Source organism: Paraburkholderia sp. (assembly GCF_035948235.1).
Taxonomy (GTDB): domain Bacteria; phylum Pseudomonadota; class Gammaproteobacteria; order Burkholderiales; family Burkholderiaceae; genus Paraburkholderia.
The window spans coordinates 1-13,701 of record NZ_DASZJJ010000245.1; the positions used below are offsets into that span (position 1 = coordinate 1).

Consider the following 13,701-nt stretch of genomic DNA (forward strand, 5'->3'; position numbering starts at 1 on the left):
GAGGGCAGTCCGATGAAAGGCGCAGTCGCAGAATGGGCCGTGCTCGCCGCGTTGGGAGTTATGGCGGGCAGCGGCTTGACGGGGGTGGCAGTAGCACAACAAAGCAGGCCGGCGTCGGGCGGTAATCCAGCAGCAGGGAACCCGCTCGACGCACTGCCTCAGATCAACGCGCCGCAGAAGGCGCCTAACGTAACGGTGCAGGTGCAGCAGCAGACGCCGCAACTGGAGCAGTTACTCGCCACGCATATCACGCCGACCACCTTCAAGGTCGAGGGCGTGAAATCGATTCCATTCGATGAGGTCGCGAAGCAATTCACGCCGCTCGCGAATCACGACATCACGATTGGCCAGCTCATTGAAACGGCCAACGCGGTGACGAAGCTCTATCAGGCGCGCGGCTACGCGCTTTCGTTCGCGTTCGTACCGGCACAGGATTTCGCGGGCGGCGTGGTGCGCGTCACCGTCGTCGAAGGCTATGTGAAGGACGTGAAGATCACGGGCAAGCCCGGCAAGCTCGAAGACAAGATGCGTGCGGTCGCGGCGCATATCGTCGAAGACCGGCCGCTGCGCACCGCCACCTTCCAGCGCTATATCCAGGTGCTCGGGCTGCTGCCGGGGCTCAAGGTCGCCGCGAACGTGCCACCGCCCACCAATACGGACGGCGCCACTACGCTCGAACTCGACGCCACGCAAAAGGCGTGGGACGTCAGCACCGGGATCGACTTCAATCATCCCGGCGTGCAGGGCCTGCTCACGCTCACCGAAAACGGTCTCACGCCGTTTGGCGAGCAGTTGAGCGTGTCGGCGCTATTGCCCAAGGGCCGTGACAATGTCACGTATCTCGCCGCGCACGCGGCCGTACCGATCGCCAGCGACGGCCTGATGGCGAAAGTCGATGCCTCGCATTACCGCGGCAACCCGACCGACAATCCCGGCCTGCCCAACTACGTCGAGCGCACCGTCATCAGCGACAAGATCACGGGCGCGCTGTCGTATCCGCTGCTGCTCAGCAATTCGCGCAGCGTGGTGGGCACCGTGAGCGCCTATGCGACGCACGACGAGGACCGCTACCACAACACCGTCAACGGCCTGCAATACGGCCTGAAATCGCAGGTGCGCGTGGTGCAGTTGCAGGCCGATTACACCGATGTGCAAACCGGCCAGGTGCGCAAGGCGAGCATCGCGGTGGCGAAGGCATTCAATGTGCTCGGCGCGTCGAAATCGGCGGATACCAATATCCCCGGCCTTACGTTGCAAAATCCAGCGTCGCTCAATTTCGTGCGCACCAATGCGTCGTTCTCGCAGAGCAACGACTGGCCGATGGGCTTCGGCACCGTCGTCGCGGTGATCGGGCAATACAGCCCGGTCTCGCTGCCGACCTCCGAGCAGATCTCGTTCGGCGCGCAGCGTTTCGCGGCGGGTTATCAGCCGGGCGAGGCATCGGGCGATTCGGGCTGGGCGTATTCGCTCGAACTCAACCGGCCGCTCAAGGTCGGCAAGGTTTGGCTGCAGACGCTCACGCCCTATGTGTCGTTCGATATGGCGCGCGTTTATCTGCATGCGGGCACGCCCTCGCCTTCGCGCCTGTCGTCGGCGTCAATCGGCTTTCGTCTTTCCGATGGGCGTTATTACAGCCTGGATCTTTCGGTGGCGAAGGCGCTGGCCGATGCGCCTGTAGAAAGCGCGTCGCGCAGTCCGCGCTTCAATGCGACGTTCTCGTATCAGCTCAACTGAGCGATGCGAGAAAACGAGCCGGATCAACGGGCACGCGCCGTGCAAAGCGTCGTAAGCGATGCGCGGCCATGCCCTGCCGACTAGAGTTTCTCCTCGCAAACGCACGCGGCGCTTTCGCGTATCCTGCCCTGACCGCCGTGCCCATGCTGCGCATAGGGCCCGGCGCGATGCCGTACATCACATATAGATCAACAACAGTGGAGGAAGACACATGAACGCATTCAACCGTTCCACCTCGTTTGCCGCGCGCGCGGCGCGTCAGGTCGCGCTGGCCGGCGCGCTGCTCGGTGCGGTCGTGGCCGCGCAGGCACAAACGAATTCGCCCGTGGGCGTGTGGCAAACCATCGACGATCACACCGGTCAGCCCAAGGCGCTCGTGCAGATCAGCGACGACGGCAGCGGCGCACTCTCGGGCAAGGTCATCAAGGGTCTGGGCGCGAACGATCAGCCCGATCGCCGCTGCACCGCCTGCACGGACTCGCGCAAGGATCAGCTGATCCTTGGCATGACGATCATCGACGGCATGAAGAAGGCCGGCAACGAATGGGATGACGGCAATATCCTCGACCCGGAAAACGGCAAGATCTATCGCTGCAAGATGCACACCGAAGACGGCGGCCAGAAGCTGGTCGTGCGCGGCTATATGGGCATCTCGCTGCTGGGCCGCTCGCAGACGTGGGTACGCCAGCAATAACGGTTCGCACTGCCATACAACGCGTTTAGAAACAACGAGGCCGCCTCATGACAAGGCGGCCTCGTTTCATATTGGCCTTAGGATCAGGCCGAGCATCGGGCCCCGCGTCATGCCGTGTGCCGGTACACCGATCGATAGCCCAGCGAAGGCGGCACGCCCTGCGTAACAGCAGGACTGAACGGCGAATTGCGCGGTGCGGGCTGCAGCCCTTCCTGCACGCGTGCGGCGGCTTTTTCCGCGCGGCTCAGATGCTTGCGCATGCGCGCCTCGATCGTGTCGCACAGCGCGACGCCCTCTTCGCCGAACAGTTCGGCCATCACGGACTTGAGCACGCCCTCGTCGTGCCACGCCTTGAAGCGGCGATGGCAGGTCTGATACGAGGGATAGCGGCGCGGCATGGCCGACCAGGTGGCGCCGCTGTACATGACCCACAGGACGCCGTTGAGCACCGAACGGGTATTGGCGAGCGGCCGGCCGCGCATTTCCGAGCGCGGGCGCAATTCGGGCAGCAGCGGCAAAACGCGCTGCCATTCTTCCTCGGTAATATCGCGATGCGGGGTCATGGTCTACTCCTTTGTCAGAACCAGTCCCGACAAAAGATATCGACTTGCCCCGGCCGCCCATATCAGACGAGTCCGAATCTTGAAAAAACGATTCCGGGTCTATTTTTCCGGTGATGGAGCCTGAAACCCCATCCGCCCCTCAGGTCAGCGCCGTATCGACGATGCGGCGCGGCGTCTCCAGATATTCCTTCGACTGCATTTCGACGATACGCGAGACCGTGCGCGTGAATTCGTTGGCCATCGGCCCTTCGGGATAGAGATCCTCGGGGGGCACCGCCGCCGACATCAGCAGCTTGACCTTGTGGTCGTAGAACACGTCGATGAGCCAGGTGAAGCGGCGCGCCTCGGAGGCCATGCGCGGCGTCATCTGCGGCACGTCGGACAGGATCACGGCGTGAAAGCGGCTCGCCAGTTCGAGATAGTCGTTCTGCGAACGCGGGCCGCCGCACAGCGTGGCGAAGTCGAACCACACCACGCCGTCAGCCTTGCGCAAGGCCTTGAGTTCGCGCTTCTCGATACGCAGCAGCGGGCTTTCGTCGGGCACCGCGGCCAGCTCCGAGAACGAATGACGCAGCGCCTTGTCGGCGGCCGCGCCCAGCGGCGTGTGATAGACCTCCACCTGCGCGAGCGTGCGCTGGCGATAGTCGATGCCGGCATCGACGTTCAGCACATCCAGCTTTTCCTTGATGAGCTCGATCGCGGGCAGCATGCGGTCGCGATGCAGGCCATCGGGATAGAGCAGATCCGGATCGTAGTTGGAAGTCATCACGAACTGCACGCCGTTCGAAAAAAGACGGTCGAGCAGTCGATAAAGAATCATCGCGTCCGCGATATCGGAAACGTGGAATTCGTCGAAGCAGATCAGGCGATAGCGTTTGGCGATACGACGCGCGAGTTCGTCGAGCGGATCGGCCTGGCCCTTGAGCTCTTCGAGTTCGCGATGCACTTCGCGCATGAACTCGTGGAAATGCAGACGCGTCTTGCGCTGCACCGGTACGACCGCAAAGAAGCTATCCATCAGGAAGCTCTTGCCGCGCCCCACGCCGCCCCACATGTAGACGCCGCGCGGCAGGTCGGGACGGTTGATGAGCTTCCAGAACGCGTTCGAGCGACGCGATTTGTATTCGACCCACTCGTCGTAGCACCGCTGCAGTCGATCGATGGCGACGCGTTGCGCCGCATCCGGCTTATATCCCCGTTTCTGCAGTTCTGATTCGTAGTATTCGGTGACGTTCATTTCGTGGGCCACAAATGAGTAAAGGCGGAGCGGGTTCGAACCCGTCCGCCTCTGTACGTGATGCAAGTTACCGCAAGGTACGCCGGGCCGGGCGCGGCCAGCACTACGCCGCCGCCCCGCCCTGTTGCATTACATATTGAGCGCGCGCTTGTCGACTGCGAGTGCGGCTTCGCGCATGACTTCGGACAGCGACGGGTGCGGATGGCAGATGCGGCCGATATCTTCGGCAGCAGCCTTGAATTCCATCGCCACCACGGCTTCCGCGATCAGGTCCGATGCGTTCGCCGAGATGATGTGCACGCCGAGCAGCTCGTCGGTCTTGGCGTCGGCGATCATCTTCACAAAGCCGTCGGCCTTGTTGATGCCAAGCGCCCGGCCGTTGGCCATGAACGGGAACTGGCCCGTCTTGATGTCGCGGCCTTCGGCCTTGAGCTGCTGTTCCGTCTTGCCGACCCATGCGATTTCCGGTTCGGTGTAGATCACCCACGGAATGCAGTTGTAGTCGATGTGCGGCTTCTGGCCGTCGATGACTTCGGCGACCAGCACGCCTTCGTCTTCGGCCTTGTGCGCGAGCATCGGACCACGCACCACGTCGCCGATCGCGTACACGTTCGGCACCGCCGTCGCACAGTGATCGTCCACGTCGATGAAGCCGCGCTCGTTGGCCTTCAGGCCGATCGCTTCGAGGTTCAGGTTGTCGGTGTTCGGCACGCGGCCAACCGACACGATCAGGCGGTCGGCTTCGAGCACTTGCGCGTTGCCGTCCTTGTCCGTGTAGTTGATCGTGACGTTCTTGTCGGTGGCCTTGACTTCGCCCACCTTCACGCCGACGTGAATGTCCAGACCCTGCTTCTTGAAGAGCTTGGCCGCTTCCTTCGAGAGCGCCTGGTCAGCGGCGCCGAGGAATTCCGGCAGCGCTTCGAGCACGGTGACTTCCGCGCCCAGACGGCGCCACACCGAACCCAGTTCCAGACCGATCACGCCTGCGCCGATCACAGCCAGCTTCTTCGGCACGGTGTCGAACGAGAGCGCGCCTTCGTTGTCGGCGATGATCTTGTTGTCGACCGGCATGCCCGGCAGATGGCGAGCCTTCGAACCCGTGGCGATGATGACGTTCTTCGCCGTCACGACTTCGGTTTCGCCTTCGCCCGAGACTTCGATCTGCACGCCGGCGTCGTTCTTGCCAGTGAACTTGCCGTGGCCCTTGAGCCACGTGATCTTGTTCTTGCGGAACAGGAATTCGATGCCCTTCGTCATCTTCTCGACGATGGACTCCTTGCGGCCGAGCATCTTCGCGACGTCGATGCTCACGTCGCCTACGTTGATGCCGTGGTCGGCCAGGTGATGCTGCGCGTTCTCGAACTCTTCCGACGAGGCCAGCAGCGCCTTCGACGGGATGCAGCCAACGTTCAGGCAGGTGCCGCCGAGCTTCAGCGCGCCGGCCGGGTTCTTCCACTTTTCGATACAGGCAACCGACTTGCCGAGCTGAGCCGCGCGAATCGCCGCGATATAGCCGCCGGGGCCGGCGCCGATCACGACGACGTCAAATTCTTTGGACATGGTCATCCTTTCGATACGTGAGCGCGGCGCGCGGGCTCCGGCTTCCGGAATCCGCGCGCGCGTCGCTCAGTGTGAGACTGGATGCGCGGGCGGGACGCAAGCCCCAACCCGCGCTACAACACGTTTTACAGATCGAGCAGCAGGCGAGCCGGATCTTCCAGCGCGTCCTTCATCGCGACCAGCGACAACACGGCTTCGCGGCCGTCGATGATGCGGTGGTCGTACGACATCGCGAGGTAGTTCATCGGACGGATCACGATCTGGCCGTTTTCCACCACTGCGCGTTCCTTGGTCGCGTGCACGCCCAGGATCGCCGACTGCGGCGGGTTGATGATCGGGGTCGACAGCATCGAGCCGAACACGCCGCCGTTCGAGATCGAGAACGTACCACCCGTCATTTCTTCGATCGACAGCTTGCCGTCCTTGGCCTTCTGGCCGAATTCGGCGATCTTCTTTTCGATGTCGGCGAGGCTCATCTGGTCTGCGTTGCGCAGGATGGGCACCACCAGACCGCGCGGCGAGCCGACAGCGATACCGATGTCGAAGTAGCCGTGGTAGACGATGTCGTTACCGTCGATCGACGCGTTGACGAGCGGGAACTTCTTCAGCGCGTGGACAGCCGCCTTGACGAAGAACGACATGAAGCCGAGCTTCACACCATGTTCCTTCTCGAACTTGTCCTTGTACTTGTTGCGCAGGTCCATGACCGGCGCCATGTTCACTTCGTTGAACGTCGTGAGGATGGCGTTGGTTTGCTGCGACTCGAGCAGACGCTCGGCGATACGCGCACGCAGACGCGACATCGGCACGCGCTGTTCCGGACGGTCGTTGAGCCAGTTTGCAGCCGATGCCGGTGCGTTGACCTGCGGCAGCGAGGGCTTCGCAGCAGCCGGACGAGCGGCCGGTGCAGCAGCCGGAGCGGCCTTCGGCGCGCCTGCGCCCAGCACGTCCTGCTTGGTGATACGGCCATCGCGGCCCGTGCCGGAGACGTCGCCGCCTGCCAGACCCTTTTCCGCCATCAGCTTGGTGGCTGCGGGCGATGCAATGTTGCTGCTCGACGTCGATGCAGCAGCAGCGGCCGGAGCGGCCGCCGGTGCTGCTGCGGGCGCTGCAGCCGGAGCTGCGGCAGCTGCGGGAGCCGCAGCGGCGCTAGCCTTGGCTTCCGTGTCGATGCGCGCGATCACTTGATCCGCGACAACGGTGTCGCCGTCGTTTGCCACGATCTCGGCCAGCACGCCGGCAGCCGGCGCGGGGACTTCGAGAACGACCTTATCCGTTTCCAGCTCGATGAGGATTTCGTCCTGAGCGATTGCTTCGCCCGGCTTCTTCTTCCACTGCAGCATCGTTGCTTCCGAAACCGACTCCGAAAGCTGGGGGACCTTGACTTCAACAATAGCCATTTGATGTTCCTGAATACGTATCTGTGTACGAACCGGGTCGCGCACATGAGCGCGGGAAAGCGCGCTGTGTAGTCGCCCGCTTTCCCGGTTCGATTAACTCAATGTGCTTACTTCGCGACCTGCGCGCCCTTCAGGCGGCCGAACGCACCTTCGATCAGCGCCTTCTGCTGCTCGTAGTGCTTCGCGTAGTAGCCGACGGCCGGCGAGGCGGAAGCAGGACGGCCGCTGTACGCGAGCTTCATGCCTTCCTTCATGCCTTCCTTCAGGTGGTGCTCGATGTAGAACCACGGGCCTTGATTCTGCGGCTCGTCCTGCACCCAGACCACTTCGGTCGCGTTGTCGTACTTCTTCAGCTCCGCTTCGAACTGCTTGTGCGCGAACGGATAGAGCTGCTCGATACGGATGATCGCGACGTCGTTTGCCTTCGCTTCGCGGCGATGCGCGACGAGGTCGAAGTACACGCGGCCCGAGCAGGCCACCACGCGCTTGACCTTCTTCGCGTCGATGGATTCGTCCACTTCGCCGATAACCGGCTGGAACGAGCCCTTCGCGAGTTCGGACAGATCCGACACAGCTTCCTTGTGACGCAGCAGCGACTTCGGCGTGAAGATGATCAGCGGCTTGCGGAACAGACGGATCATCTGGCGGCGCAGCACGTGGAAGATCTGGGCCGGCGTGGTCGGCTGAACGACCTGCATGTTGTGCTCGGCGCACATTTGCAGGAAACGCTCGATACGCGCCGACGAGTGCTCCGGACCCTGGCCTTCGTAGCCGTGCGGCAGCAGCATCGTGAGACCCGAGACGCGGCCCCACTTCACTTCGCCCGACGAGATGAACTGGTCGATCACGACCTGCGCACCGTTGACGAAGTCGCCGAACTGGCCTTCCCACGCGACGAGCGTGTTCGGTTCAGCCGTCGAGTAACCGTATTCGAAACCCAGCACCGCTTCTTCCGACAGCACCGAGTCGATCACCGTGAACTGCGCCTGGTTTTCGCCGATGTTCTGCAGCGGAATGTACGTGCCGTCGTTCCAGCGCTCGCGGTTCTGGTCGTGCAGAACGGCGTGGCGGTGCGTGAACGTACCGCGGCCCGAATCCTGACCCGTCAGACGCACCGAGTAGCCCGAAGCGACCAGCGAAGCGTACGCGAGATGCTCGCCCATACCCCAGTCGAGCTTCGACTCGCCCTTGCCCATCGCGCGGCGGTCATTGATGACGCGCTCGACCAGCGGGTGAACCTTGAAGTTCTCGGGGACCGTGGTGATACGTTCTGCGAGGCGCTTGAGTTCCGCGAGCGGCACGGCCGTGTCGGCTGCGTCGGTCCACTTGCGGTTCAGGAACGGCACCCAGTCCACCGCGTACTTGCTCTTGTAGTTCGAGAGCACCGGGTCGACCGTGTGGTGGCCTTCGTCCATCGCGGCGCGGTACGCCTTGACGTAGTTGTCGCCGTCTTCCGCCGAGATGACGCCCTGCTGCACAAGCTTCTCTGCGTAAAGCGCGCGGGTGCCCGGGTGCTTCGCGATCGTCTTGTACATCAGCGGCTGCGTGACCGCCGGGGTGTCCTGCTCGTTGTGACCGAGCTTGCGGAAGCAGATGATGTCGACCACGACATCCTTGTGGAACTGCATGCGGAATTCGACCGCGAGCTGGATCGCCAGCACGACCGCTTCCGGATCGTCGCCGTTCACGTGCAGCACCGGCGCTTCGATCATCTTGACCACGTCGGTGCAATACAGCGTCGAACGCGCGTCGCGCGGGTCCGAAGTCGTGAAGCCGATCTGGTTGTTGATGACGATGTGCAGCGTGCCGTGCGTGCCGTAACCGCGCGTTTGCGCGAGGTTCAGCGTTTCCATCACGACGCCCTGGCCTGCGAAGGCCGCGTCGCCGTGGATCTGCACCGGCAGAACCTGCAGGCCATCTGCATCGCCGCGGCGATCCATACGGGCCTTCGCCGAACCCTCGACCACCGGGTTGACGATTTCAAGGTGCGACGGGTTGAACGCGAGCGACAGGTGGACCGGGCCGCCTTCGGTTGCGACGTCCGACGAGAAGCCCTTGTGGTACTTCACGTCGCCGGCCGGCAGGTCGTCCACGTGCTTGCCTTCGAATTCGGCAAACAGGTCAGCCGGCATCTTGCCCAGCGTATTGACCAGCACGTTCAGACGGCCACGGTGAGCCATGCCGATGACGATTTCCTGCACGCCCTTCGCGCCTGCGTGACGGACGACTTCGTCCATCGCGGCGATGAAGGATTCGCCGCCTTCGAGCGAGAAACGCTTCTGGCCGACGTACTTGGTGTGCAGGAAGCGCTCGAGGCCTTCGGCGGCCGTCAGGCGCTGCAGGATGTGCTTCTTCTTGTCGTTCGAGAAGTTCGGCGTCGAGCGGATCGACTCGAGGCGTTCCTTCCACCAGCGCTTCTGTTCCGGATCGCTGATGTACATGTACTCGGCGCCGAGGGTGCCGCAGTACGTGTCGCGCAGTGCCTTGACGATCTCGCGCAGCGACGCACGCTCGAAACCGAAATACAGGTTCGTGGCGCTGAACGTCTGGTCCATATCGGCTTCGGTGAAGTCGTAGAACGCAGGTTCGAGTTCGGGGATAGGCGGGCGCTCGCGACGCTTCAGCGGATCCAGGTTCGCCCATTGCGAGCCCAGGAAGCGATATGCGCCAATGAGAGACTGAACGTAGACTTGCTTGCGGGCCGTGGCGAGGTCTTCACCGCCGCCCTTCGGCACGAATGCATTGGCTTTTGCGCGCTGTGCAAACGACTCGACGATCGGGCCGTGGGCCACGTCGCTGTCGCTGGAGCCACTCGACGACGGCACGTTTTGCAGTGCGTCAAAGTACTCGCGCCATTGGTCCGGAACGGACGCAGGGTTGTCAAGATATGCTTCGTATTGCTCTTCGACATACGGAGCATTGCCGCCGAACAGATAGGAGTTCAGCTGGAATTGCTTCATCGTTTCCGACATTTACGCTCACCTTTCTTCGAGTTTCTCGAGAAATAGCGGGTTACTCAACCTTCCGCGCCACGGCCTGACCGTTTAGCGGATTGCGAATCAAGTCTGCTTGGAAGGACCTAAATCATGCATCCGCGGAGCATAGCACATAAGTGATACTCCCCATAAGATGCAATGCGACACATCATCGCACGCAAACCCTTACACCACGGGCGTTCGCGGCGCTTTGCAACTTCAACAACAGTCTCTTCCCGCACTGCAGGGCAATCCCCGCCAGTCTTGAAAACGAATGCAAAAAAGCCGCCCAGACAGCGGCGGCTTTCTTGTTTTCTTACATGCATTGCAGTGCGTGAAAAAGTTTCAACGGCAAACTTTTACTCGGCACCGGCTTCGCGGCTTGCGCGGCGACGCTCGTGCTCTTTCAGGTGACGCTTGCGCAGGCGGATCGACTGCGGCGTGACTTCCACGAGTTCGTCGTCGTCGATGAATTCGACTGCGTATTCGAGCGACATCTGGACCGGCGGAACCAGACGCACGGCTTCGTCAGTGCCCGAGGCGCGCACGTTGGTGAGCTGCTTGCCCTTGATCGGGTTCACGACGAGGTCGTTGTCGCGGCTATGGATACCGATGATCATGCCTTCGTACAGCGCGTCGCCCGGCTTCACGAACATGCGGCCGCGATCCTGCAGCTTCCACAGTGCGTAGGCGACAGCAGCGCCGTCGTCCTGCGAGATCAGCACGCCGTTGCGGCGCTCGCCGAGCGTACCGTCCTTGACCGGACCGTAAGCGTCGAACACGTGGCTCATCAGGCCCGTGCCGCGCGTGAGCGTCATGAATTCGCCCTGGAAGCCGATCAGGCCACGGGCCGGAATACGATATTCCAGACGCGTGCGGCCGCGACCGTCCGACGCCATGTCGAGCATTTCGCCCTTACGGCGACCCAGCTCTTCCATCACGCCGCCCTGGTGGCCGTCTTCGACGTCCACGGTCAGCAGTTCGTACGGCTCCTGCTTCACGCCGTCGACTTCGTGCAGCACCACGCGCGGACGCGACACGGCCAGCTCGTAGCCTTCGCGGCGCATGTTTTCGATCAGGATGGTCAGGTGCAGCTCGCCGCGGCCCGACACTTCGAACGTCGTTTCGTCGCCCGTGTCCTTCACGCGCAGCGCGACGTTGTGGTTCAGTTCCTTCGTCAGACGGTCGCGGATCTGGCGGCTCGTCACGAACTTGCCTTCCTTACCGGCGAGCGGCGACGAGTTCACGAGGAAGTTCATCGTGAGCGTCGGCTCGTCCACCGTGATCATCGGCAGCGCTTCGGGGTTGTCCACCGCGCAGATGGTCGCGCCAATGCCGATGTCTTCAATACCGTTGATCAGCACGATGTCGCCGGCTTCAGCCGACTCGACCTGCACGCGCTCGAGGCCGCTGAACGCCAGCACCTGGTTGATCTTGCGGTTCATGACCTGGCCTTCCGGGCCAAAGCGCAGCGCAACCGGTTGACCCGGCTTGATGCGGCCACGCTTGATACGGCCCACGCCGATACGGCCCACGTACGCCGAGTAGTCGAGCGAGGTGATCTGGAGCTGCAGCGAGCCTTCCGGATCGGCGTCGCGAACCGGCACGTATTCGAGCACGGCGTCGAACAGGGGACGCATGTCGCCTTCGCGCGCGTCCGGCGACAGCGAAGCGTAGCCGTTCAGGCCCGAAGCGTAGACCACCGGGAAGTCGAGCTGCTCTTCAGTCGCGCCGAGCTTGTCGAACAGGTCGAACGTCTGGTTGATGACCCAGTCGATACGCGCGCCCGGACGGTCGATCTTGTTGACGACGACGATGGGCTTCAGACCCAGCGCCAGCGCCTTCTTGGTCACGAAGCGCGTTTGCGGCATCGGGCCTTCGACGGCGTCGACCAGCAGCAGCACCGAGTCGACCATCGACAGCACGCGCTCCACTTCACCGCCGAAGTCGGCGTGGCCCGGGGTGTCGACGATGTTGATGTGGGTGCCTTCGTACTCGACCGCGCAGTTCTTCGAAAGAATCGTGATACCACGCTCTTTTTCGATGTCGTTCGAGTCCATCACGCGCTCGGCGACCTGCTGGTTGTCACGGAACGTGGCGGTCTGACGGAGGAGCTGGTCGACGAGCGTGGTCTTGCCGTGGTCGACGTGGGCAATGATGGCGATGTTGCGAAGGGCGCGGGACATAGGAACCTGGGTACAGTTGAGTGCGTCATGCGGGCTCGACGGCGGGCCGCACACAGTAGGGCTCGGACGCCGCCCAGCCCTGCTGCCGGCGGCGTTTGGGAACGCTCGTGGCGGGTCGGGTCGCGGGTCGGTTCGTCAGGGCTGCCATGACGCACTTTTGGGAACCTGAAATTATAGCACGCGTTGATGACTTGATCGGACACATACACGATCTCGAACGCCAGTCTGCGGTTTCAGGACAACGCAGGGGCTGCGCCCTGCCCGCCTGATTTTCTCACGTCCATGCCCTGCGCATTAAGACCCTACTTAGCAAAGGTTTCTCAGCGTTGAGACAATAAACCTTGCCGCGTCAACTAACGGACCCTATAATGCCTGCCTGGTCAACCATTGCAGTTGCAGCAGAACCATGACGGATCCGACTCCCACGCCGCCGCCCGAAGTCCGCGATTACGACCTCGGCGAAAGCGTTGGCTATTTGATTTCCCGCGTGCGCTCGTCCATGTCGAACCTGGTTACGCAGCGCACCGTGGCAGAGCTTGGCGTCACCAGCCAGCAGGCCAGCGTGCTGTTCATGGTGGCGAGCGGCAAGTGCGTGCTCGCCGCCGAACTGGCGCGCGAATACGGCATCGACGCCAGCGCCGTGACGCGCCTTGTGGACCGGCTCGAAAAGCGCGGCCTGCTGCGCCGCGTGCGCAGCTCCGAAGACCGCCGCGCCGTGCGTCTGGCGCTCACGCCCGATGGTGAAGTCATCGCCGCGCGCATGCCAGCGATCTTCACGAGCGTGACGGATGAGCTGTCCAAAGGCTTCACGCCCGAGGAAGTGGGCTTCCTGAAGAGCATGTTGCGGCGGATTCTGGTCAATAGCTGCGAAGCTAACCAGAATGCGAACGCCGCCGGTGCAGCGTCAGGCCAGCAGACGGCTGACAATTAATGCGCCTGACCGGCACCGAAGATAGATGACGAGGCAGGCAAATTTGAAAGCGTCACACGGAAAAATGGCTGCATCGTCCAGTATCACCACACCCTCTCACGCAACGAGACGAGCAATGACATCCCTAACCCAGTTTGCGCCAGCGCACACCTGTCGAGCAGCGGTGGCTACCGCGGTCGCAGCGCTCGCGCTTTCGGGCTGCGCAAACTACTTCGGCATCAAGAGCGACAAGACCCTCGCGCAGCCGCAACAGTTCGAGACCTCGCAGAGCATTCCCGCACAGGGTGGCCAGTGGCCCACGCTCGACTGGGCGCAACAGTTCGGCGACCCGCAACTGCCGAAGCTGATCGACGAGGCGCTCGAAGGCAGCCCGAGCATCGCGCAGGCGCAGGCGCGTATCGCCAAGGCGTCGTCGTATATC

At 62.7% G+C, this 13,701-nt stretch carries 9 protein-coding genes and 1 pseudogene; 4 read left to right on the forward strand and 6 right to left on the reverse strand.

Annotated elements, in window-relative coordinates:
* Positions 1-12 precede the first annotated feature (12 nt).
* On the forward strand, positions 13-1,734 hold the full coding sequence (locus VG320_RS21435; RefSeq protein ID WP_414696093.1) for a ShlB/FhaC/HecB family hemolysin secretion/activation protein: 1,722 nt from the start codon (positions 13-15) through the stop codon (positions 1,732-1,734).
* A 211-nt stretch (positions 1,735-1,945) separates the two neighbouring features.
* A complete protein-coding gene (locus VG320_RS21440) occupies positions 1,946-2,428 on the forward strand; it encodes a DUF2147 domain-containing protein (protein WP_327202073.1) in 483 nt (160 codons plus the stop codon).
* Between the two features lie 107 nt (positions 2,429-2,535).
* Here VG320_RS21440 and VG320_RS21445 read toward each other — a convergent pair whose 3' ends face one another.
* The 6 genes from VG320_RS21445 to typA all read right to left on the reverse strand — a co-directional run bounded on the left by VG320_RS21445 (position 2,536) and on the right by typA (position 12,349).
* Positions 2,536-2,991, reverse strand: a complete 456-nt coding sequence (locus tag VG320_RS21445; protein ID WP_327202074.1) for a transposase — start codon at positions 2,989-2,991, stop codon at positions 2,536-2,538.
* A gap of 139 nt (positions 2,992-3,130) precedes the next feature.
* Positions 3,131-4,228, reverse strand: coding sequence for a cell division protein ZapE (gene zapE / locus VG320_RS21450; RefSeq protein WP_327202075.1), 1,098 nt, complete (start codon positions 4,226-4,228; stop codon positions 3,131-3,133).
* A 129-nt stretch (positions 4,229-4,357) separates the two neighbouring features.
* Positions 4,358-5,788, reverse strand: a complete 1,431-nt coding sequence (gene lpdA, locus VG320_RS21455) for a dihydrolipoyl dehydrogenase (protein WP_327202077.1) — start codon at positions 5,786-5,788, stop codon at positions 4,358-4,360.
* Positions 5,789-5,913: 125 nt separating this feature from the next.
* Entirely contained in the window at positions 5,914-7,188 is a 1,275-nt protein-coding gene (odhB, locus tag VG320_RS21460; protein ID WP_327202078.1) for a 2-oxoglutarate dehydrogenase complex dihydrolipoyllysine-residue succinyltransferase, read from the reverse strand.
* 107 nt (positions 7,189-7,295) lie between these two features.
* Positions 7,296-10,160 (reverse strand): 2-oxoglutarate dehydrogenase E1 component, encoded by a 2,865-nt coding sequence (locus VG320_RS21465; protein ID WP_327202079.1) that lies wholly within the window; start codon positions 10,158-10,160, stop codon positions 7,296-7,298.
* 362 nt (positions 10,161-10,522) lie between these two features.
* Positions 10,523-12,349: a translational GTPase TypA gene (gene typA, locus VG320_RS21470; RefSeq protein WP_327202080.1), complete on the reverse strand. Its 1,827-nt coding sequence runs from the start codon at positions 12,347-12,349 to the stop codon at positions 10,523-10,525.
* 406 nt (positions 12,350-12,755) lie between these two features.
* Here typA and VG320_RS21475 point away from each other — a divergent pair, with 406 nt between their 5' ends.
* On the forward strand, positions 12,756-13,280 hold the full coding sequence (locus tag VG320_RS21475; RefSeq protein WP_327202081.1) for a MarR family transcriptional regulator: 525 nt from the start codon (positions 12,756-12,758) through the stop codon (positions 13,278-13,280).
* A gap of 115 nt (positions 13,281-13,395) precedes the next feature.
* A pseudogene (locus VG320_RS21480) lies at positions 13,396-13,701 on the forward strand (MarR family transcriptional regulator); the annotation flags it as partial.

What these genes read in the sequence shown, in the direction of transcription:
- VG320_RS21435 (WP_414696093.1), top strand. Translation starts at nt 13, where the DNA reads ATGAAAGGCGCAGTCGCAGAATGGGCCGTGCTCGCCGCGTTGGGAGTT.
- VG320_RS21440 (WP_327202073.1), top strand. Translation starts at nt 1,946, where the DNA reads ATGAACGCATTCAACCGTTCCACCTCGTTTGCCGCGCGCGCGGCGCGT.
- VG320_RS21445 (WP_327202074.1), bottom strand. Translation starts at nt 2,991, where the DNA reads ATGACCCCGCATCGCGATATTACCGAGGAAGAATGGCAGCGCGTTTTG.
- zapE (WP_327202075.1), bottom strand. Translation starts at nt 4,228, where the DNA reads ATGAACGTCACCGAATACTACGAATCAGAACTGCAGAAACGGGGATAT.
- lpdA (WP_327202077.1), bottom strand. Translation starts at nt 5,788, where the DNA reads ATGTCCAAAGAATTTGACGTCGTCGTGATCGGCGCCGGCCCCGGCGGC.
- odhB (WP_327202078.1), bottom strand. Translation starts at nt 7,188, where the DNA reads ATGGCTATTGTTGAAGTCAAGGTCCCCCAGCTTTCGGAGTCGGTTTCG.
- VG320_RS21465 (WP_327202079.1), bottom strand. Translation starts at nt 10,160, where the DNA reads ATGTCGGAAACGATGAAGCAATTCCAGCTGAACTCCTATCTGTTCGGC.
- typA (WP_327202080.1), bottom strand. Translation starts at nt 12,349, where the DNA reads ATGTCCCGCGCCCTTCGCAACATCGCCATCATTGCCCACGTCGACCAC.
- VG320_RS21475 (WP_327202081.1), top strand. Translation starts at nt 12,756, where the DNA reads ATGACGGATCCGACTCCCACGCCGCCGCCCGAAGTCCGCGATTACGAC.